The organism is Burkholderia sp. MSHR3999 (assembly GCF_000833595.1).
GTDB classification, from domain to species: domain Bacteria; phylum Pseudomonadota; class Gammaproteobacteria; order Burkholderiales; family Burkholderiaceae; genus Burkholderia; species Burkholderia ubonensis.
In genome coordinates this window covers 554,326-573,763 of record NZ_JRFO01000007.1, presented here as the reverse complement: position 1 = coordinate 573,763, position 19,438 = coordinate 554,326, and the positions used below count along the sequence as shown (strand labels likewise).

Below are 19,438 nucleotides of genomic sequence, written 5' to 3'. Positions count from 1 at the left end.
GGCGTATGACCGGCCTCACGCGTTCGCGCGGGCGGCTCCGGAAAGGCGTGCGGCGAGCGCCTGGCGCGAGCCCGGCCGTCCGATCGGGTGATATTCGATGCCCTGCTCGCTCATCGCGTCGGGCTCGTACAGGTTGCGGCCGTCGAAGATCACGGGCGACTTCCACAGCCGGCCGAGCGCGGTGAAGTCCGGGCTCTTGAACGCCTTCCATTCGGTGACGATCACGAGCGCATCGGCGTCGCGCGCGACCTGCGATTCGTCGTCGACGTACGCGAGGCGTTCGAGCCAGCTCGGGTGGCTCGCGAGATCGAGCGCGATCACGCGCTGCGCTTCGCGCTGCGCGACCGGGTCGTAGGCGGTCACACGCGCGCCGCGCGACAGCAGCTCGGCGATCAGCGCGCGGCTCGGCGCTTCGCGCATGTCGTCGGTGTTCGGCTTGAACGCGAGGCCCCAGATGCCGAACGTGCGGCCCGTCAGGTCCTCGCCGAAGCGCGCGACGATCTTCTCGGCGAGCACGCGCTTCTGCCCGGCGTTCACCGACGACACCGCCTTCAGGATCTGCAGCGGCTGGCCGTGGTCGTCCGCGGTGCGGATCAGCGCCTCGACGTCCTTCGGGAAGCACGAGCCGCCGTAGCCGCAGCCCGCGTACAGGAAGTGGTAGCCGATGCGCGGATCGGAGCCGATCCCGCGCCGCACCGCCTCGATGTCCGCGCCGAAGCGGTCCGCGAGGTTCGCGAGCTCGTTCATGAACGAGATGCGGGTCGCGAGCATCGCGTTCGCCGCGTACTTCGTGAACTCGGCCGAACGCACGTCCATGTACAGCGTGCGCTCGTGGTTGCGGTTGAACGGCGCGTAGAGCTTCTTCATCAGCTCGCGCGCGCGCTCGCCCGGCACGTCGTCGTCGCAGCCGATCACGATGCGGTCCGGCCGCGTGAAATCGTCGACGGCCGCGCCTTCCTTCAGGAATTCCGGATTCGACACGACCGAGAACATCTGGTCGCCGCCGCGCTTCGCGAGCTCGTCGGCGACCGCCGCGCGCACGCGCTCGGCGGTGCCGACCGGCACTGTCGACTTGTCGACGATCACCTTGAAGCCCGTCATGTAGCGGCCGATGTTGCGCGCGGCGGCGAGCACGTACTGCAGGTCGGCGGAGCCGTCCTCGTCGGGCGGCGTGCCGACCGCGATGAACTGCACGTCGCCGTGCGCGACCGCGGCCTCGACGTCGGTCGAGAAGCGCAGGCGGCCCGCCGAGCGGTTGCGCGCGATGATCTCCTTGAGGCCCGGCTCGTGGATCGGCACGCCGCCGTCGTTGAGGATGTCGATCTTGCGCTGATCGACGTCGAGACAGAACACGTCGTGCCCGATGTCGGCGAGACAGGCGCCGGTGACGAGACCTACGTAACCGCTGCCGATGATAGTCAGATTCATGATGTGTCGACCTCTTGACCAGTGATTCGAAGTTCGGGGCGGGCAACCTGCCCGCTCAATAGGCGTTGCTGCCGGTGAAGCCTTTCCAGAGCGTCAGCGCGACGATCTTGATGTCGAGCCAGAACGACCAGTTCTGCATGTAGTAGAGATCGAGCTTCACGCGCCCCATCATCTTCTCGATCTGGTCGGTCTCGCCGCGAAAGCCGTTGATCTGCGCCCAGCCCGTGATGCCCGGCTTGATCCGGTAGCGGAACATATAGCCCTTGACCAGATCCTTGTAGATGTCGTCATGCGCGAGCGCGTGCGGGCGCGGGCCGACGACGGACATCTCGCCCTTCAGCACGTTGATGAACTGCGGCAGCTCGTCGAGGCTCGTGCGGCGCAGGAAGCGGCCGACCGGCGTCACGCGCGTGTCGTTCCTGGTCGCCTGCGTGACCTTGCCCGCCGTCTCCTGGTGCACCTTCATCGAGCGGAACTTGTAGATCTCGAACTCGTTGCCGTCGATGCCCTTGCGCTTCTGCCGGAAGAACACCGGCCCCGGCGAGGTCGCCTTGATCAGCAGCGCGATCAGCAGCATCACGGGCGCGAGCACCACGAGCGCGTTCAGCGCGAACAGCCGGTCGAACACGAACTTCGGCAGGATCCGCACGTCGGTGATCGGCGACGCCGCGAGGTTGATCGCCGGCACGCCGAGCAGCTCGACGACTTCCTGGTTGAAGAACGACACGGCGCGCACGTCCGGGATGAAGCGGATGTTCACGAAGTCGTGGCGGAACACCGTCACGATCCGGTTGATCTGCGGCTCTTCCGACAGCGGCAGCGCGAGCCACAGCTCGCGAATCACGCGGTTGCGCACGAGGCGCACGAGCGTGTCGAAGCGGCGCTCGATCGCCACGTCGTCGAGCATCGCTTCACCGGGCGCCGCGCTTTCGTCGTACACGCACACCGGATTGAAGCCGGCCTCCGGCCGCGCGCGCATCTGCGCGATCAGCCGCCGCGTCGCCGGCGCGCCGCCGACCAGCGCGACCGCGCGATGGTTGTAGCCGCCGCGCCGCAGTTGCCGCAGCACCGCATGCACGCCGGCCTTCGACGCCGCGAGCAGCCCCATCGTCGCGAGCGCCCAGTAGCCGAGCCAGAGCCGCGAGAGCTGGCCCGACTGGTGAAAGCTGAAGCTCATCAGGATGCCCGCGAGCTCGACCACGAGCCACGCGAACGCGACGCGCCCCATCAGCCCGATCAGCCGCTTGCCGCGCCACGACTGGTAGATCCCGAACGCCGGGAAAAACACGACGACGAGCACGCAGTCGAACAGCACCATCGTGCGTTGCAGATCGTCGAGCCATACGCTGCGCCCGTCGTGCAGCGCGGCGGCGATCACGGCTCCCGCCACGACCATCGCGATATCGATGATTCTCGCCAGCACGCTCAACATGTTCGCTTCCTCTCTGGACAGGCGTTTGCCGAACCGCTCCTTGCGCAGCACGTGCCGCGCATTCGCATCAAACATTGCATGGCGTTATTGAACAGGTAAGAAAATTCCTCCGGCAAGCGCACAAGTATTTCGAAAATTAATCGGTAATTACTGCCCGACTGAGGGCGATTTATATCGGCATCTTTTCCCGGGTCGAAAAAAGATAAAGATGTTCACGAATCGGCCGAATCGCCGCGTCAGCCATGATGGACGGGCATCAGACCCGAATTTTCCGAATTATTTTTTTATTTTTTATTTGCGCCTTCCGGCATCTGGAAAATTTTTCTCTTACGGGCGATCGACGAATATCGAACGAGCCACCACGGTTTTATTGTCGATTTACTTCATGCTACAACGGCAGGCATTGACATCAAACGAGGAGTGCGATCATGAATGCTCCGGCCGTGACAGCCGATACGCGCCAGTCTTCTTCCGCCGCCGCGCCTGCCGGCGCGCGCGTCGCGGTGCAGCCGGTGATCCTTGCCGGCGGCTCCGGCACGCGCCTGTGGCCAATGTCGCGCGAGCACTATCCGAAGCAGCTGATCGGCCTGCTCGGCGACCATTCGCTGCTGCAGGCGACCGCGTGCCGCCTCGACGGCCTGTCGAGCGGCCATCCGCTCAGCGACGACGTGCTGATCGTCTGCGGCGAGGACCATCGCTTCACGACCGCCGAGCAGTTGCGCCTGACGGGCAAGCGCGCGTCGATCGTGCTCGAGCCGCTCGGCCGCGACACCGCGCCCGCGCTGACGCTCGCCGCGCTGCGCATCGTCGCCGACAGCGGCGATGCGGTGATGACGGTGATGCCGGCCGACCATGCGGTCGCCGACCTGCCGCGCTTTCACGCGGCCGTCGCCGCCGGCGTGCGCTGCGCGGCGCAAGGCAGGATCGCGACGATGGGCATCGTGCCGGACCATGCCGAAACCGGCTACGGCTACATCCGCGTCGGCGCCCCGCTCGGCGGCGACTCATCCGGCGATCTCGACGTGCGGCGCCTCGACCGCTTCGTCGAGAAGCCGCATCTCGAGCTCGCGCAGCAGTACGTCGCATCCGGCGAATACTGGTGGAACAGCGGGATCTTCATCGTGCGCGCGTCGGTGTGGCTGAAAGCGATCCGCCACTTCGAGCCGGCGATCCACGCGGCCTGTGAACAGGCGGTCGCGCAAGGCAAGGCCGACGGCGACTTCTTCCGCGTCGATCGCGACGCATTCGCCGCGTCGCCGTCGAACTCGATCGACTATGCGGTGATGGAGCCGCTCGCGGCCGAGCAGCCGGTGTGCGAGAGCGTCGTCGTGCCGCTCGACGCGGGCTGGTCGGACGTCGGCTCGTGGGACGCGATCTGGCAGATCCTGCCGAAGGACGACGCCGACAACGTCGGCCGCGGCCACGTGCTGTTCGAGGATGCCGCCTCCACGTTCGCGCATTCGGAAGGCCGGCTCGTCGCCTGCGTCGGCACGCACAACCTCGTCGTCGTCGAGACGCCCGATGCGGTGCTCGTCGCCGACAAATCGCGCGTGCAGGACGTGAAGAAGATCGTCGGCCGCATCAAGGCGGAGCGCGGCGCGGAAGCGACCGACCACCGCAAGGTGCATCGCCCGTGGGGCCATTACGATTCGGTCGACACGGGCGAGCGGTTCCAGGTGAAGCGCATCGTCGTGAAGCCCGGCGCGCGGCTGTCGCTGCAGATGCATCACCACCGCGCCGAGCACTGGATCGTCGTGCGCGGCACCGCGCGCATCACGCGCGGCGACGAAACGTTCCTGCTGTCGGAAAACGAATCGACGTACATCCCGCTCGGCGTGTCGCATCGGCTGGAAAACCCGGGCAAGATGCCGCTCGAGCTGATCGAGGTGCAATCGGGCTCGTACCTCGGCGAGGACGACATCGTGCGCTTCGACGATACCTACGGACGGCAGTGACGGGTGCCGGATGAACAAGGGCGCCGTCGACGACGGCGCCCCTTGTTGCAAGCATCGCGCGCGGGGATCGACCTCAACCGACCCGATAGGCGAGCCGGTCGCTCTGCACCGGATCGTTGCGGCCGTCGGCCAGCGACGCCGAGTGGCGCTCGGCGACGAAGCGCTTGATTTCCGATTCCGCCTGCGCGAGCGCGGACAGCCCGGCGAGCACGGGCACGCTCTGCGGCGCGCGCGCCGGCTCGCCGCCCGCGCCGTGCCGGTCGATCCACTGCCGCGCCCATTCGAGCGCGTACTGCTCCGCTTCCTCGGCGTCGGTGAAACGCGGGCCGATCAGGCCGGAACGCTCGACGCGACGCTCGTCGTGCACGATCTCCGCCCATGCGCGATACATCAGGTTCTGCACCGGCTGCGCGATGCCGTAGACCGTATAGCCGCGATACGTATCCACCTGCGGCTCGGTCGTGAAGCTCGCGGTGGACGCGCGCGAATGATGGCGCTCGCTCAGGCCCGCGGCCGGCTCGGCGGCGGCAGGCGCGCCGGGCACGATGAACGCCGGCTGCGCCGGCACGTCCGTTTCGCTGCGCGACGTCGCATCGTCGCGACGCCAAACGTTTGCCTGCATGCCCTGCAATTGCGGCAATTGCCACGATTCCGGGTTCTGCCAGAACACGCCGCGCAGTCGGTCGTTCTCCGGCGCGGGTTCGGCGCGGCGCGCGGGCGCGACCGGCACCGGCGGCGGCGGGACGTACGCGAACGTGCGGCCGCTGAACTGGGTCAGCACGTCGATCATCTGCAGCAGCGTCCCGTTCGCGAGCCACTCCTCGTAGCGGCGGCGACACGTGGGCCCGGACGGATAGCGGCCGGGCAGCTTGGACCACGCCTCGCCGGTCGTCAGGATCCAGAGCACCGCATTGGCGACAACGCGCGGTTCCGCGCGCGGGCGGCCGCGACGATTCAGCCGAATCGGTTCATCGGCGATCAGCGTCGAAAGACGAACCCACTCTTCATCGTTTAGCTCATCGAAGAACATAGTAGATCTCTCCACGCAGCCAGGCCGGGCTGCGATTGGCGGCGCCGTCGCGATCGCTCGCGGGGCGGCCAGGTTGCACGTTATGGTTGTTCGGGTTGTGCATGCCATCGCAACACGCACTAAGGCGGTGCCGCGAATCGCGGCAATGACGCACGGCTCCCGGTCTCACTCCATTGCGGAAAAATTTGTGGACGAAGCATACCATCCCTAGGGTTTATCTCAATATGACAATGACTTTATGTTACGCAATGAAACAACATGGGATCGATCAAGATCAAATTTATAGATGAATTTCTTTACGCGAACTTTATTCGACCGCCTGCGAAGCCCCGTCTGGCGGGGCTGTTCCGGATGCCTGCCGCGCCCGCCCGGCGGCGCCGCCGATACGGTTCAGACCCCTTCAAGTAATATTCACCGGATCAATGGCTCAGAATCGGTAATTCACGGAAAATTCGTAACGAGATATTTTCCGATCGGTAATTCATTCGATTGCACTTGATTGGACTTTTCCTTGTGCAAAATCTTTATATTGTTTCTCGCCGGACAGTGACAGGGATCTGACGCCGCATGCGTCATTGCAGGAATGCGAATGCAGCGAAGCGCCGCTGCAGGTTTCGATGCAGTGGCGCGCAGGCGCTTGCAGATCGTCGCGCGCAGTCGCGCTTAGTCGCGCCTTGTCGCGCCTTGTCGCGCAGCTAGCGCAGATCTCCGACGAGCGATGCCGCGACGTCTTCTTCGATACGCCGTGCCGGCACGGCGTAGGCCGGATGATCGCAGCCGATCGACAGCGCGGCGCCCTGCTTCAGCGCCGCGCGCATCGGCGCGTCGAACTCGAAGCGGACGAAGTGCACCGCGGAGGTCTTCTCGTCCGTCTCGCGATCGAGGTCCTCGTCCGCGATCGCGTAGACCGGTGCGTGGCCGTCGACCTGCAGGAACACGCGATCCTCGACGCCGATCAGCCGCTTGAGCGCCGCGCGGCGCTCGGCCTCGTGCGCGTATTCGATCTGCATCGTCGCCTTCAGGTTGCCGCCGTCGGGCACCAGCGGCCGATACGCGTCCAGCTCGCCCTCGATGCCCGCCTCGTCGAAGATCTTTTCGATGTGCAGCATCTCCTGGACCTGATAGCGGATCGTCGTCTCGTCCTCGAACAGGAAGCGCAGGTGATTGCCGAGCTGCACCGCGCGCCGTCGCTTGTGCTCGATGAGCCGCGCATGTTCGGCCTTGCGGATCTTCGCGTACGCTTCGAGCGTCAGCAGGGAATCGCGGGTGAGCGCCATGAGCTGTCCTTCGTTGATCTGGAGTTGATCTGGATCAAATGCCGTACGCGCGACGCAGCAGCGTGAGCGGATGCGCGAGCGGCGCTTGCGCGAGCCCCGCCTCGTCGATGCCCTGCACGATGTGATGGCCTGCGAGCGCGCAGTCGGACGACACGAAATCCGGCTGCGGCTGCGCCATCGACTTGAACACCGGCCCGCCGATCCGCATCGCGTCCGCGTGGAATTCCTTCTTCACGCCGAACGTGCCCGCATGGCCCGAGCAGCGCTCGACGACGTTCACGCGCGTCTCGGGCACGAGCGACAGCACGTCGGCGGTCTTGCGGCCGATGTTCTGCACGCGCGCATGACACGGCACGTGGTACGAAACGGTGCCGAGGCCGGTCTTGAAATCGGTCTTCAGCAGGCCGTCGCGATGCCGCGCGATCACGTATTCGAACGGATCCCAGAACGCGTCGGCGACCGCGCGCACCGCGGCGTCGCCGGGGAACATCAGCGGCAGCTCGCTCTTGTACATCAGCACGCAGCTCGGAATCGCGCCGATCAGCGCATAGCCGTCGCGCGCGTAGCGCTCGAGCACGGGGATGTTCTGGTCCTTCTTCGCGGCGACGCCCGCGAGGTTGCCCTGTTCGAGCAGCGGCATCCCGCAGCACGCCTCGCTCGTCACGAGCTCGTACGGAATGTCGTTGTGCGCGAGGATCGCGAGCAGGTCGTGGCCGATGCCGGGCTCGTTGAAGTTCACGTAGCAGGTCGCATAGATCGCGACCTTGCCGGGCGTGCGCTCGCCGTCGCGCACCGGATGGCCGTCCGAGCGCCTTGCCGCGCGCCGGAACTTGCGCGGCGCGAATTCCGGCAGCCAGGCCTTGCGGTCGACGCCGAGCGCCGCTTCCAGCGCGTGCCGCGCGGGCGGCGTGCGGTTCACCGCGTTGACGGCCTGCGTGACGATCGGGATGCCCGCGAAATGGCCGAGCGCGTCGGTGTTCGACAGCACCTTGTCGCGCAGCTTCACGTCGCCGCGCCGGTAGCGCGCCGCCTTGCCGCGCAGCATCAGGTGCGGGAAATCGACGTTCCACGCATGCGGCGGCACGTACGGGCATTTCGTCATGTAGCAGAGGTCGCACAGGTAGCACTGGTCGACGACCTTGCCGAATGCGTCCTTCGGCACTTCGTGGATGTCGCCCGTCTCCGTCTCGTCGACGAGATCGAACAGCGTCGGAAACGCGCCGCACAGCGACACGCAGCGGCGGCAGCCCGCGCAGATGTCGAACACGCGGGTCATCTCGGCATCGATGGCCGCCTGGTCGTAGAACGTGTCGGACTGCCAGTCGAGCGGATGCCGGGTCGGGGCTTCGAGACTGCCTTCCTTGTGTGGCATGGGGCGCTCCAGCGGGACGAAGAGGCGCGCGCTCGCGCGCCGCCCGCGTCACGCGAGCGTCACGTGAGCTGCGAGCGGCGGCGCACGGCAAACGGCGGGCGGACGCCGGTCGCGCGGGTCAGTCGACGAGCGCGTCGAGCGCCTTCGTATAGCGGTTGGCGTGGCTGCGCTCGGCCTTCGCGAGCGTCTCGAACCAGTTCGCGATTTCGTCGAAGCCTTCTTCGCGGGCGGTCTTCGCCATGCCCGGATACATGTCGGTGTACTCGTGCGTCTCGCCGGCGATCGCGGATTGCAGGTTCAGCCGCGAGGAACCGAACGGCAGGCCGGTCGCCGGATCGCCGACCGCTTCGAGATATTCGAGGTGGCCGTGCGCGTGGCCCGTCTCGCCTTCGGCGGTCGAGCGGAACAGCGCGGCGATGTCGTTCTGCCCTTCGACGTCCGCCTTCGACGCGAAATACAGATAGCGGCGGTTCGCCTGCGATTCGCCCGCAAACGCATACTTCAGGTTCTCTTCGGTTTTGCTGCCCTTGAGTTGAGCCATCTGCGCCTCCGTGCATGCCGGCGCGGCCGAGCGCCGAGCCAGCCGTGGATATGTGGGGAACGATGCGGGCGGCACGCCGGCATCGTGCTCTTTAATCTAGGCGTTGACGCCGGCATCCCCCAATAGGCATTTTCAATCCGCGCGATAGCCGGGCGGCGGGCTCACGCGTCGGCCGCGCGCTCGAGCAGCAATTCGCGTTCGCGCGCGTTGCGGGTCAGCTCCGCCGCACGGCGGAATTCGGCCTTCGCCTCGTCGGTGCGCCCGAGCTTCGCGAGCAGGTCGCCGCGCACGCTCGGCAGCCAGTGATAGCGCGCGAGCGCCGGGTCGTCGCGCAGCGCGTCGACGAGCTCGAGCCCCGCGGCCGGCCCGAACGCCATGCCCACCGCCACCGCGCGATTCAGCTCGACGACGGGCGACGGTGCGACCTCGGCAAGCGCGTCGTACAGCGCGACGATCTGCGCCCAGTCGGTTTCCGACGCCTGTCGCGCACGGGCATGACAGGCCGCCAGCGCCGCCTGCAGCGCATACGGCCCGCGCACGCCGCCGAGCTTCGTCGCGCGTTCGAGCGCCGCGAGGCCGCGCCGGATCAGCAGCGGGTCCCAACGGCTGCGATCCTGCTCGAGCAGCAGCACCGGGCGACCCTGCGCGTCGGTGCGCGCGTGCGTGCGCGACGCCTGCAGCTCCATCAGCGCGACGAGGCCGAACACCTCGCTGTCGTCCGGCGCGAGCCCCGCGAGCACGCGGCCGAGCCGCAGCGCCTCGTCGCACAGCGCGGGACGCATCCAGTCGTCGCCGGCGGTCGCCGCGTAGCCTTCGTTGAAGATCAGGTAGATCACCTCGAGCACCGACGCGAGCCGCGCCGGCCGCGCGTCGGCCGCCGGCACCTCGAACGGCACGTGCGCCGCCGCGAGTGTGCGCTTCGCGCGCACGATCCGCTGCGCGATCGTCGGCTCCGGCGCGAGGAACGCGCGCGCGATCTCGTCCGTCGTCAGCCCGCCGAGCAGCCGCAGCGTCAACGCGACGCGCGCGTCGGTCGACAGCACTGGATGGCATGCGGTGAAGATCAGCCGCAGCAGGTCGTCGCCGATGTCGTCGTCCTGCGCATCGGCGAGCGCCTCCGCGATGTCGGGCACCACGTGCGCGCCGAGCGCGTCGAACTCGCGGCCGAGCTGGTCGCGCTTCGCCGCATGCAGCGATTCCTGGCGGACCCGGTCGAGCGCGCGGCGCTTCACGGCCGTCATCAGCCAGGCGGCCGGATTGTCCGGCACGCCGTCGACGGGCCAGTGCTCGAGCGCCGCGACGAGCGTGTCCTGCGCCAGCTCCTCCGCAACGCCCACGTCGCGCACCACGCGCGCGGCCCGCGCGATGATCTTCGGCGCCTCGATCCGCCAGACGGCCTCGATCGCCCGGTGCGTGGCCGCCTGCGTCACGACGCCGGCCCCGGCGCGGTAGCGTCCTGCGCGATATGCGTCAGCTCCCACACGTGGCCGTCCGGATCGGCGAACGAATGGCCGTACATGCCCGGATACTCCAGCGGCGGACGGGGCGTCGTGCCGCCCGCCGCGCGCGCCTTCGCGACGACCGCGTCGACCTCGGCGCGGCTCTCGCACGACAGGCACGGCAGCACCTGCACGTGGGTGGCCGGATCGACGATGGTCTTGTCGGTGAAGGTCTGGAAGAACGGCCTGACGAGCAGCATCGCGAAGATCGCGTCGCTGATCCGGATGCAGGCGCCCTTGTCGTTCGTATAGGCCGGCACCGGCTCGAAGCCGAGCGCCGCATAGAATGCCTGCGCGCGCGGCAGGTCGGCCACCGGCAGGTTGATGAAGATCTGCTTGTGCATCGCTTGCGCTCCTCGTGAATGTGCGTTCAGCGGCCGAAGCCGCGGGCGGCCTGAAGCTCGCGGAACCGCTCGACCGCGTCGCTCGGCGTGAGATCGTCCAGCTCGAACAGCTGGCGCACCTCGATCTCGCAGTCCATCTCCGCGCCGAACGGCGCGGGGAAGCGGCGCGTCCATTCGAGCGCCTCGTCGCGCGAGCGCACCTGGATCAGCGTGTAGCCGGCGATCAGTTCCTTCGTTTCCGCGAACGGGCCGTCGACCACCGTGCCCTTGCCGCCGGTGTAACGCACGCGCCAGCCGCGCGCGCTCGGCCGCAGGCCGTTCGCATCGAGCAGCACGCCGGCCTTCGCCAGTTCCTCGTGATAGACCGTCATCGCCTCGACCAGCCGGTTGTCCGGCAATGCGTCGGATTCGCTGACGGCGTTCGCCCGGATCATGATCATGAATCGCATCGTTCGCTCCTTGTTTCGATGGTCGGAAGCGCCGCGCGCCGGCGCCCTATCCGAACGACGCGCGAGTCGCCGGCGGATCGACGCACGGCACGACGAATCAGGGTAAACACCAAGACGATTCGCTCGCCGTCACAGGAAACACGGGCCGACCGCGCGCACCTCGACCGTGCACCACTGCGCGGCAGGGCACTGGCGCGCGATCTCGACCGCTTCCGCGTGCGTGTCGACGTCGACGAGGAAGAAGCCGCCGACCATCTCCTTCGCCTCCGCGAACGGCCCGTCGATCAGGCGCGTCTCGCCGTCGCGCACCTGCACGCGCGTGCCGCGCTCCGACGTTTCGAGCGATTCGACCGCGCGCAGCACGCCGCGCGCCTTCAGGCCCTGCGCGAAATCCTGCATCCGCGCGTAGAGCGACTGCCCTTCTGCGAGCGTGCGCCCGGCGCGCTGGCCGGTCGGTTCGACAATCAACAGCATGTACGCCATGAAATTCTCCTCTGGGTAGTCCGGTGGCGTGGCTGCGGGCGCAGGGCACGCCGCATGGCCCGCTTCATCGATGGCCCGCCATTCTGGGCCGGTGCCGCCCGGCGGTCCATTCGATCGCGCCGGGCGCGGACGCCTGAACGCCGTCACGCGACCGCATTGCGCCATTCTCCGCCGGACGGTCGCCGCCCGACACCTGTCCGGACGGCCTATTTCGACCACTTCCTTACATCTTCCTGTCACCATGCGACCCTGACTTTTCGATTTTTTCAGCCGAGTCGCGCCATGGATCTCTCTTTGCCGTCATACGCCCTTGCCGCTTCCCTCGTCACGTCCGCCCCGGCGCTCGCGGACGCGCCGCCGGTCAGCGCGGGCTGCGGCGGCGCGGCGACGCCCATCGCCGCGATTCAAGGCGGCGCAGGCCCGTCGCCGCTGGCCGGGCAGTCGACGTCGATCGAAGCCGTCGTCACCGCGGACTTCGGCGGCGCCGACGGCTCCGGCGGGTTTTTCGTCCAGCAGGCGGACGCGGAGCGCCGGCGCCGGCCGGGCGTGTCGGAGGGCCTGTTCGTCTATGCACCGAAGGCGCGCGCGACGGCCGGCGACGTCGTCCACGTGACCGGCAGGATCGAGGAGAAATATGGGCAGACGCAGCTCACGCTGTCGGGCGGAATCGCCGTCTGCGCGCGCGGGCGGACAGTCACGCCGGCGACGCTCACGCTGCCGGTCGACGCCGCGTCCGTGTTCGCCGCTCACGCGGGCATGCTCGTGCGGCTGCCGCAGACGCTGACGGTCAGCGATACCCACGAACTCGGCCGCTACGGCAGCATCGTGCTCAGCCACGGCCGGCTGCGCGCGCCGACGCATCTCGTCGAGCCGGCCCGGGCCGCCGCGCAGGCGAACGCGAACGCGCGCAACCGCATCGTCCTCGACGACGGCTCGAGCAAGCAGAACCCCGCGACCGCGCGCTACCCGCCGCCCGCGCTGAGCGCCGCGAACACGCTGCGCGCCGGCTACACGGTGCGCGGCGTCGAAGGCGTGCTCGAGCGCCGCTACAACACGTGGCGGCTGCAGCCGGTGCCGGGTGCGGCCGCGCCGGTATTCAAGCGCGCAGCGAATCCTCGCACCGCCGCGCCCGCGCGGCATCCGGACGCCGACGTGCGGATCGCGTCGTTCAACGTGTTCAATTACTTCAACGGCGACGGCCGCGGCGGCGGCTTCGACGCGCCTGCCAACCGCGGCGCGAAGACGCCGGCCGATTTCGCGCGGCAGGAAGCGAAGATCGTCGCGACGCTGCGGGCGCTGCGCGCGGACGTGATCGGCCTGATGGAGATCGCGAACAACGGCTACGGCGACGCCAGCGCGGTGCGCCGCCTGGCCGCGCAGCTCGGCGACGGCTGGCGCGTGGTCGAGCCGGGCGCCGCGCGCCTTGGCGGCGACGCGATCGCGGTCGCGCTGCTCTACGACAGCCGCGCGGTCGAACCGGCCGGGCGCGCGGCGACGCTCGCGATCGGCAACCTGAACCGTGCGCCGCTCGCGCAGACCTTCACGCGCATCGGCGGCACGCGCGCCTTCACGGTTGCGGTCAATCACCTGAAATCGAAGAACTGCCCGAACGCGGCGGGCGCCGATCTCGACCAGGCGGACGGCCAGGGCTGCTGGAACGCGACCCGCACGCGCGCGGCCGCACGCATCGCCGGCTGGCTCGCGGGCAATCCCACCGGCGCGACCGCGGAAGGCGTGCTGCTGATCGGCGACCTCAACAGCTACGCGAAGGAAGATCCGATCCGTGCGCTCGAAGCGCGCGGCTATGCGAACCTCGTCGCGCGTTTTCGCGGCGACGACGCGTACAGCTACGTGTTCGGCGGCGAAGCGGGCTACCTCGACCACGCGCTCGCGACATCGACGCTCGCCGCGCGCGTGAAGGCCGTGCACGTCTGGCACATCAACGCCGACGAACCGGTCGCGCTGCAATACACGCCGGGCTACAAGACGCGCGAGCAGCAAGCGCGCTACTACGCGCCCGACCCCTACCGCTCGTCGGACCACGATCCGGTCGTGATCGATCTCGCGCTCGAGGATCGCGCCTGCGGCCATCGCCGGCGAAATTTACCTGCATGCCTTACAAATTCCGTCACTTTTACCTGCACGACGGATTCACCCGAATCGGCCGCGCGTCGTTGACTGCACAGCCGGCCCTGCGGGCGAAAAAAAATCCCGTCCCGTCGCGCCATGCCTGGCGGGGCTTTGCGCGGCGTGCACCGACGAAACTGAAAGCGTGTGACGAAACTCCCCCGCGTCGGGCGAATCACATCAGTTGGAGCGACTTTTTCGTGTCTTCAATTCTGCTTGGTTCACGGAGGATGAACATCATGGCGCTCACCGACTCGCTCGAACACAAGCTTGACCGCGGCCTGTCCGACATCCGCCGCACCGGACGCCGCGTGGGGCGCAGCACCCGTTCCACTGCGCGTAACCTGAACGCGGATATGCAGGACGATCTGCGCGAACTCGTCAACGAACTCGAGGATTTGCTGAAGAACGATGGAGACGGCGACATCGCCGCGTTGCGCAAGCGCGTGCAGTCGCGTCTCGATGAAGCGCGCAGCACGCTCGACGTCGCATCACATTCCGCGGCCGCCCGGCTGCGCGATTCCGCCGAGCGCGTGTCGCAGGTCGTGCACGACAAACCGTGGCAGACCGCGGGCGTCGTCGCCGGCCTCGCATTCGTGGCGGGCCTGCTACTTGCTCGTCGTTGATCCCGATCGGCCATTGCGTCGTTCCCAACCCGACAACGAAGGAGAACAAACATGCGAAAGACTCTCGTGTTCCAGGCCGCCACGGCCGTCATGCTCGGCAGCCTCACCCTCGCCGGCTGCACCACCACCCCCGACAAGAGCCCGCCCGCCGCGGCGAGCGCGTCGAAGCGCGAATCGATCGACGCGAGCGTCAACGCGACGCTGTCGCGCCTCTATTCGACAGTGCCGGGCTCGCGTGAGCTCGTCGCGAAATCGCGCGGCATCCTCGTGTTCCCGAACGTACTGCAGGCGGGCCTCATCGTCGGCGGCCAGTCCGGCAACGGCGCGCTGCGTGTCGGCGGCAGCACGATCGGCTACTACAACACGTCGTCGCTGTCGGTCGGCCTGCAGGCCGGCGCGCAGTCGAAGGCGATCGTGTTCCTGTTCATGACACAGGACGCGCTCGACTCGTTCCGCAAGACGGACGGCTGGTCGGCAGGTGCCGACGCGTCGGTCGCGGTCGTCAAGGTCGGCGCGAACGGCGCGGTCGACACCAATACGGCCACCGCGCCGGTCCAGGTGCTGGTGCTGACCAATGCCGGCCTGATGGGCGACCTGTCGGTGAACGGCACGAAGGTCACGAAGCTCAACCTCTGACGCCGGGCGGCCGCGCGCCGCACCCGCGTCGTTCCTCCAGCGCCGCTGGCTGAGGGCCTGTTCACGCTAATAACGGGCTTGCGCTGGCCACCAGAAGGGCCGAGCGCAAGGAATGCGACGAAGCGAATACTCGACGTATTCGTGAGGAGCATGACGCGGCGATCGGCCCTTCTGGCGGCCAGCCCCGTAGGCCGGCCCCCACGAATGAATTTTCAAGATCAGGGGAACGTGCCTTTCCGCCCGCATGGCGGCGTCGTTCGTCGTTGCAATAGCTACGGCTATTGCGCCTCCTCTCTCCTTGCCCTGCGGGCGGAAAGGCACGTTCGCAAGCCCGTTATTAGCGTGAACAGGCCCTAGCCCGCGGCGTTTTCATGCGCACGCCGTCCGCGGCAACTATGACTTCCGCGCCTTTGCGGGCATACTCCGGTTCGGGCCGTCCCGGACACGCCGGGCCGACGGATTTCACCCTCACGCGGTTGCCACCATGGTTAGCGGAAACGACCACCAAAAATTCTTCTATCTGCTCCTGTTCGTCGTCACCGTCGGACTCTGCTGGATTCTCACGCCGTTCTTCGGCGCGGTCTTCTGGGGCACCATCCTGGCGATCCTGTTCCAGCCGGTCCAGCGCTGGCTCGCGGCCCGCTTCGGCAAGCGGCGCAATCTCGCCGCACTCCTGACGTTGACCCTGATCATCCTGATCGTGATCCTGCCGCTCGTGTTCGTCGCCGCGACGCTCGTGCAGGAAATCGCGTACGTGTACCAGGAGATCAAGACCGCGCAGCCGAACTACACGCAGTACTACCAGGACGTCATCCATGCGCTGCCGACGTCGATCCAGCGGCTGCTCGCGAAATACGGGGTGACCAACCTCACCGGCATCCAGAAGAAGCTGACCGACGGCGCCGCGCAGATCAGCCAGTTCGTCGCGGCCCAGGCGCTCGTCATCGGCCAGAACACGTTCCAGTTCGTGATCAGCTTCGGCGTGATGCTGTACATGGTGTTCTTCCTGCTGCGCGACGGCGGCGAGATCGGCCGCCGCGTGCGCCGCGCGCTGCCGCTCGACGACGAGCACAAGCACCTGCTGCTGTCGAAATTCACGACGGTTGTGCGCGCAACCGTGAAGGGCAACATCGCGGTCGCGCTCGTGCAGGGCGCGCTGGGCGGGCTGATCTTCTGGATTCTCGGGATCGAGGGCGTCGTGCTGTGGGGGGCGCTGATGGCGTTCCTGTCGCTGCTGCCCGCGATCGGCGCGGGCCTCGTCTGGGTGCCGGCCGCGATCTATTTGCTGATGATCGACGAGATCTGGAAATGCGTGATCCTCGTCGCGTTCTGCGGCGGCGTGATCGGGCTCGTCGACAACCTGCTGCGGCCGATCCTCGTCGGCAAGGACACCAAGATGCCCGACTGGGTCGTGCTGCTCTCGACGCTCGGCGGAATGGCGCTGTTCGGCATCAACGGCTTCGTGATCGGGCCGCTCATTGCCGCGCTGTTCATGGCGAGCTGGGACATCTTCGCGCGCGCCGAACAAGCCGAGTGACGCAAGCCGCGCCCGCGGGCGCGGCTTGCAGCACATTATCGCCGGCCGGTTGCGAATGACAGGCCGCGCAATGCAATATCCACATCCGGGCCGGGAAATACGAACGAGATCCGCCCGTCACGGATGAAGAATCTTCATCACGATCGGCCCGGCCGCGCCGGCATCCGGCGCCGCGACCGTCATCGTTCCGCCATGCGGCCCGACCCGATACGCGCCGTCGGCGCGCGGCGGCACGATCCGCCGGCTGGCCGCATCGCGCCACGTCGCGCGCACGCCGGACACTTCCGGCTGCCCCAACGGCACGCCGAGCACATCGGCCAGCACGATGCGCGCGCCCGGCAAGCGCCGGTCGTGCGCATCGAACGTCACCGCCACTGAAGCGTCCCGTGCATCGGCATCGGCTGCCCGTTCGCTCACGGCGACGGACGGCGCCGCGAGCGTGACGTCGTATTGCGCGACGAGCGCGCCGGAAAAGCTCACCTGCCCGGCCGCGCCTGCTCCCGATGCGAACAGCGCGGCGCACATGCCCGCCAGCAGCGCGCCCAGCGTGCGCTTGCGCGATACCGCGCCCGTTGCGCCCGTTGCGTTCGTGATCGCCGTTGCTTCCCCCTGCCGCGCTGCCTGCATCTGCCGCCTCTCCCTGTGCCGTTCATCCGGAAACGGCGGCGTGACGCACGGGTCATGCCGCCTTGCATGTCGGCATTCACTTTAGGGAGAAACGTTGGAACAACATATCAGACCAGTCCGAAAACGAGATCGGACAATACAGACACCGTCCCGATATGACGTTTCATGACAATCTGGCCGTCGCGGCAGCACGCGCTCGCGCGCGCTGCCCTCGGCTCATGCTGCTCACGCGTGCGGATCGACCCGCAGCACGAGCTTGCCGCGATGATCGCCGTCGAACAGGCGGTTCAGCACGTCGGGCGCGTTTTCGAGACCGTCGGCGACGGTTTCCTCGGCCTTGAGCCGGCCGTCGCGCAGCCAGCCGGCGAGCGTCTGCACGGCTTCGCGGCTGTTGCGGTAGTCGAGGATCAGGAAGCCGCGCATCGTCAGGCGCTTCGAGATCAGCACGCTGACGTCGTCGGCCGCGCGGCCGCTGTTGTAATTCGCGATCGTGCCGCACAGCGCGATGCGCCCGCCGATCACCATCCGCGACAGCACCGCGCGCATCACGTCGCCGCCGACGTTCTCGAAGTTCACGTGCACGCCGTCCGGCGTCGCCGCCTTCAACTGCTGCCGGAAGTCGTCGGCCTTGTAGTCGACCGCCGCGTCGAAGCCGAGCGTCTCCGTCAGGTAGCGGCACTTGTCCGGCCCGCCCGCGATCCCGACCACGCGCGCACCGTGGATCTTGCCGATCTGCCCGGCGATCGACCCGACCGAGCCGGCCGCGGCCGATACGACGAGCGTCTCGCCCGGCTGCACCGGCGCGATCTCGGTGAGGCCGTAGTACGCGGTCAGCCCGCTCATCCCGCACGCGCCGAGCAGCGTCGGCAGCGGCAGGCCCGCCTGCGCGGGCAGCTTGACGAACTGCGCGGCCTCACCGGCCGGCACGACCGCGTAGTCCTGCCAGCCGACGAGCCCCTGCACGAGATCGCCTTGCGCGAACCCGGCGGCGCGCGACGCGACGACGCGCCCGATGCCGAGCGCGCGCATCACCTGGCCGATCGCGACGGGCGGCAGGTACTGCGGGACATCGCTCATCCATACGCGGTTGGTCGGGTCCATCGACAGATACAACACGCGCACGAGCACTTCGCCGTCGGCGAGCGGCGGCACCGGCGTGTCGACGAGCGAGAAGTGTTCACGGCCGACGCGCCCTTCCGGACGCGTCTTCAGCAGCAATTGGCGGTTGACGAGCGTCGACACGAGGTTCTCCTCCCGGGTGTTGGATTCGGATCGCGCGCGTCAGACCGCGCACATGCCGCCGTCGATCACGAGCTCGGCGGCGGTCACGAAGCGGCTTTCGTCGGACGCGAGATAGACGGCCGCATGCGCGACGTCGTCGGGCTCGCCGAGCCGCCGCATCGGAATGCCGCGCGCGAGCCGGCGCGTCGCGTCGCGTTCGCCGAGCTGGCGGAACAGCGGCTCGACGATCCCCGTGCGGATGAACGCCGGATGGATCGAATTGCAGCGCACGTCGAGCTCCTTGCGCGCGCAATCGATCGCGACCGACTTCGTGAGGCTCGCGACCGCCGCCTTCGACGCGTTGTATGCGGTGAATTCGGGCTCGACCTTGAACGCGGCGACCGACGAGATGTTGATGATCGACGCCGGCCGGCTCGCGCTCAGATACGGCAGCGCGTACTTGCAGCCGAGCACGATGCTCTCGACGTTGATCTCCATCACGCGCCGCCACTCCTTCAGCTCGAGCTGGTCGAGCGCGCCGATCGAGCCGACGCCCGCGTTGTTGACGAGCACCGACAGGCCGCCCATCGCGTCGTTCGCCTGCGCGAGCAGCGCCTGCCAGCGCGCGTCGTCGCGCACGTCCTGCGTCGCGGCGAACGCGACCGGCGCGGCATGCCCGGCGTTGAGCTCCAGCGCGAACGCGTCGAGCACCGCAGCGTCGGCGACGTCCGTCAGGAACACCCGCGCGCCCTGCTCGACCATGCGCCGCGCGATCGCGCGGCCGAGGCCGCCTGCCGCGCCGGTGATGTACGCGCACTTGCCTGCGAGGCGTGAAGAAACCACAGTCATCTGTC

The 19,438-nt window shown here is 67.9% G+C and carries 18 protein-coding genes; 5 read left to right on the top strand and 13 right to left on the bottom strand.

Translation table 11 applies throughout. From position 1 onward, the window contains the following. Nucleotides 1–15: 15 nt before the first annotated feature. Together KY49_RS26030 and KY49_RS26025 are read right to left on the bottom strand one after the other, a co-directional pair. Nucleotides 16–1,428 (bottom strand): UDP-glucose dehydrogenase family protein, encoded by a 1,413-nt coding sequence (locus KY49_RS26030; protein WP_042587318.1) that lies wholly within the window; start codon nucleotides 1,426–1,428, stop codon nucleotides 16–18. A 55-nt stretch (nucleotides 1,429–1,483) separates the two neighbouring features. Continuing rightward, nucleotides 1,484–2,860, bottom strand: coding sequence for an undecaprenyl-phosphate glucose phosphotransferase (locus KY49_RS26025; RefSeq protein WP_042588741.1), 1,377 nt, complete (start codon nucleotides 2,858–2,860; stop codon nucleotides 1,484–1,486). A 428-nt stretch (nucleotides 2,861–3,288) separates the two neighbouring features. Here KY49_RS26025 and KY49_RS26020 point away from each other — a divergent pair, with 428 nt between their 5' ends. Next, nucleotides 3,289–4,815 (top strand): mannose-1-phosphate guanylyltransferase/mannose-6-phosphate isomerase, encoded by a 1,527-nt coding sequence (locus tag KY49_RS26020; RefSeq protein ID WP_042587317.1) that lies wholly within the window; start codon nucleotides 3,289–3,291, stop codon nucleotides 4,813–4,815. 73 nt (nucleotides 4,816–4,888) lie between these two features. Here KY49_RS26020 and KY49_RS26015 read toward each other — a convergent pair whose 3' ends face one another. The 8 genes from KY49_RS26015 to KY49_RS25980 all read right to left on the bottom strand — a co-directional run bounded on the left by KY49_RS26015 (nucleotide 4,889) and on the right by KY49_RS25980 (nucleotide 11,810). Further along, entirely contained in the window at nucleotides 4,889–5,845 is a 957-nt protein-coding gene (locus KY49_RS26015) for a transposase (protein ID WP_042587316.1), read from the bottom strand. A gap of 695 nt (nucleotides 5,846–6,540) precedes the next feature. Then, nucleotides 6,541–7,122, bottom strand: coding sequence for a DUF3501 family protein (locus KY49_RS26010; protein WP_042587315.1), 582 nt, complete (start codon nucleotides 7,120–7,122; stop codon nucleotides 6,541–6,543). A 34-nt stretch (nucleotides 7,123–7,156) separates the two neighbouring features. Further along, complete coding sequence (locus KY49_RS26005) at nucleotides 7,157–8,494, bottom strand: heterodisulfide reductase-related iron-sulfur binding cluster (RefSeq protein WP_042587314.1); 1,338 nt, start codon at nucleotides 8,492–8,494, stop codon at nucleotides 7,157–7,159. Nucleotides 8,495–8,612: 118 nt separating this feature from the next. Next, nucleotides 8,613–9,035, bottom strand: a complete 423-nt coding sequence (locus KY49_RS26000; protein ID WP_010089086.1) for a rubrerythrin family protein — start codon at nucleotides 9,033–9,035, stop codon at nucleotides 8,613–8,615. 161 nt (nucleotides 9,036–9,196) lie between these two features. After that, complete coding sequence (locus tag KY49_RS25995) at nucleotides 9,197–10,465, bottom strand: RNA polymerase sigma factor (protein WP_042587313.1); 1,269 nt, start codon at nucleotides 10,463–10,465, stop codon at nucleotides 9,197–9,199. Beyond that, entirely contained in the window at nucleotides 10,462–10,878 is a 417-nt protein-coding gene (locus KY49_RS25990) for a VOC family protein (RefSeq protein ID WP_042587312.1), read from the bottom strand. Before KY49_RS25990 ends, KY49_RS25995 begins: the two co-directional genes overlap by 4 nt. Before the next feature lie 26 nt (nucleotides 10,879–10,904). Beyond that, nucleotides 10,905–11,327, bottom strand: coding sequence for a YciI family protein (locus KY49_RS25985; RefSeq protein WP_010089083.1), 423 nt, complete (start codon nucleotides 11,325–11,327; stop codon nucleotides 10,905–10,907). A gap of 129 nt (nucleotides 11,328–11,456) precedes the next feature. Continuing rightward, complete coding sequence (locus tag KY49_RS25980; RefSeq protein WP_010089082.1) at nucleotides 11,457–11,810, bottom strand: YciI family protein; 354 nt, start codon at nucleotides 11,808–11,810, stop codon at nucleotides 11,457–11,459. A gap of 282 nt (nucleotides 11,811–12,092) precedes the next feature. On the opposite strand from KY49_RS25980, the gene KY49_RS25975 reads away from it, so the two are divergent. From KY49_RS25975 to KY49_RS25960, 4 genes are all read left to right on the top strand, one after another. Continuing rightward, on the top strand, nucleotides 12,093–13,988 hold the full coding sequence (locus KY49_RS25975) for an ExeM/NucH family extracellular endonuclease (protein WP_156162612.1): 1,896 nt from the start codon (nucleotides 12,093–12,095) through the stop codon (nucleotides 13,986–13,988). A gap of 188 nt (nucleotides 13,989–14,176) precedes the next feature. Further along, nucleotides 14,177–14,563 (top strand): DUF883 family protein, encoded by a 387-nt coding sequence (locus KY49_RS25970; RefSeq protein ID WP_042588739.1) that lies wholly within the window; start codon nucleotides 14,177–14,179, stop codon nucleotides 14,561–14,563. 51 nt (nucleotides 14,564–14,614) lie between these two features. Next, complete coding sequence (locus KY49_RS25965; protein WP_042587311.1) at nucleotides 14,615–15,199, top strand: BPSL1445 family SYLF domain-containing lipoprotein; 585 nt, start codon at nucleotides 14,615–14,617, stop codon at nucleotides 15,197–15,199. Nucleotides 15,200–15,683: 484 nt separating this feature from the next. After that, nucleotides 15,684–16,736 carry an AI-2E family transporter gene (locus KY49_RS25960; RefSeq protein ID WP_042587310.1) on the top strand — a complete coding sequence of 351 codons (1,053 nt, stop codon included), beginning with the start codon at nucleotides 15,684–15,686 and terminating at the stop codon, nucleotides 16,734–16,736. Nucleotides 16,737–16,853: 117 nt separating this feature from the next. On the opposite strand, the gene KY49_RS25955 is transcribed toward KY49_RS25960, so the two are convergent. The 3 genes from KY49_RS25955 to KY49_RS25945 form a co-directional block, all read right to left on the bottom strand. After that, nucleotides 16,854–17,363 carry a hypothetical protein gene (locus KY49_RS25955; RefSeq protein ID WP_052495781.1) on the bottom strand — a complete coding sequence of 170 codons (510 nt, stop codon included), beginning with the start codon at nucleotides 17,361–17,363 and terminating at the stop codon, nucleotides 16,854–16,856. A gap of 225 nt (nucleotides 17,364–17,588) precedes the next feature. Further along, nucleotides 17,589–18,605, bottom strand: a complete 1,017-nt coding sequence (locus KY49_RS25950; RefSeq protein ID WP_042587309.1) for an NADP-dependent oxidoreductase — start codon at nucleotides 18,603–18,605, stop codon at nucleotides 17,589–17,591. A gap of 39 nt (nucleotides 18,606–18,644) precedes the next feature. Beyond that, nucleotides 18,645–19,433: an SDR family oxidoreductase gene (locus tag KY49_RS25945; protein ID WP_042587308.1), complete on the bottom strand. Its 789-nt coding sequence runs from the start codon at nucleotides 19,431–19,433 to the stop codon at nucleotides 18,645–18,647. Nucleotides 19,434–19,438 lie beyond the last annotated feature (5 nt).

Coding starts and splice junctions, on each gene's coding strand:
- KY49_RS26030 (WP_042587318.1), bottom strand. CDS start 1,428: ATGAATCTGACTATCATCGGCAGCGGTTACGTAGGTCTCGTCACCGGC.
- KY49_RS26025 (WP_042588741.1), bottom strand. CDS start 2,860: ATGTTGAGCGTGCTGGCGAGAATCATCGATATCGCGATGGTCGTGGCG.
- KY49_RS26020 (WP_042587317.1), top strand. CDS start 3,289: ATGAATGCTCCGGCCGTGACAGCCGATACGCGCCAGTCTTCTTCCGCC.
- KY49_RS26015 (WP_042587316.1), bottom strand. CDS start 5,845: ATGTTCTTCGATGAGCTAAACGATGAAGAGTGGGTTCGTCTTTCGACG.
- KY49_RS26010 (WP_042587315.1), bottom strand. CDS start 7,122: ATGGCGCTCACCCGCGATTCCCTGCTGACGCTCGAAGCGTACGCGAAG.
- KY49_RS26005 (WP_042587314.1), bottom strand. CDS start 8,494: ATGCCACACAAGGAAGGCAGTCTCGAAGCCCCGACCCGGCATCCGCTC.
- KY49_RS26000 (WP_010089086.1), bottom strand. CDS start 9,035: ATGGCTCAACTCAAGGGCAGCAAAACCGAAGAGAACCTGAAGTATGCG.
- KY49_RS25990 (WP_042587312.1), bottom strand. CDS start 10,878: ATGCACAAGCAGATCTTCATCAACCTGCCGGTGGCCGACCTGCCGCGC.
- KY49_RS25985 (WP_010089083.1), bottom strand. CDS start 11,327: ATGCGATTCATGATCATGATCCGGGCGAACGCCGTCAGCGAATCCGAC.
- KY49_RS25980 (WP_010089082.1), bottom strand. CDS start 11,810: ATGGCGTACATGCTGTTGATTGTCGAACCGACCGGCCAGCGCGCCGGG.
- KY49_RS25975 (WP_156162612.1), top strand. CDS start 12,093: ATGGATCTCTCTTTGCCGTCATACGCCCTTGCCGCTTCCCTCGTCACG.
- KY49_RS25970 (WP_042588739.1), top strand. CDS start 14,177: ATGGCGCTCACCGACTCGCTCGAACACAAGCTTGACCGCGGCCTGTCC.
- KY49_RS25965 (WP_042587311.1), top strand. CDS start 14,615: ATGCGAAAGACTCTCGTGTTCCAGGCCGCCACGGCCGTCATGCTCGGC.
- KY49_RS25960 (WP_042587310.1), top strand. CDS start 15,684: ATGGTTAGCGGAAACGACCACCAAAAATTCTTCTATCTGCTCCTGTTC.
- KY49_RS25955 (WP_052495781.1), bottom strand. CDS start 17,363: ATGCAGGCAGCGCGGCAGGGGGAAGCAACGGCGATCACGAACGCAACG.
- KY49_RS25945 (WP_042587308.1), bottom strand. CDS start 19,433: ATGACTGTGGTTTCTTCACGCCTCGCAGGCAAGTGCGCGTACATCACC.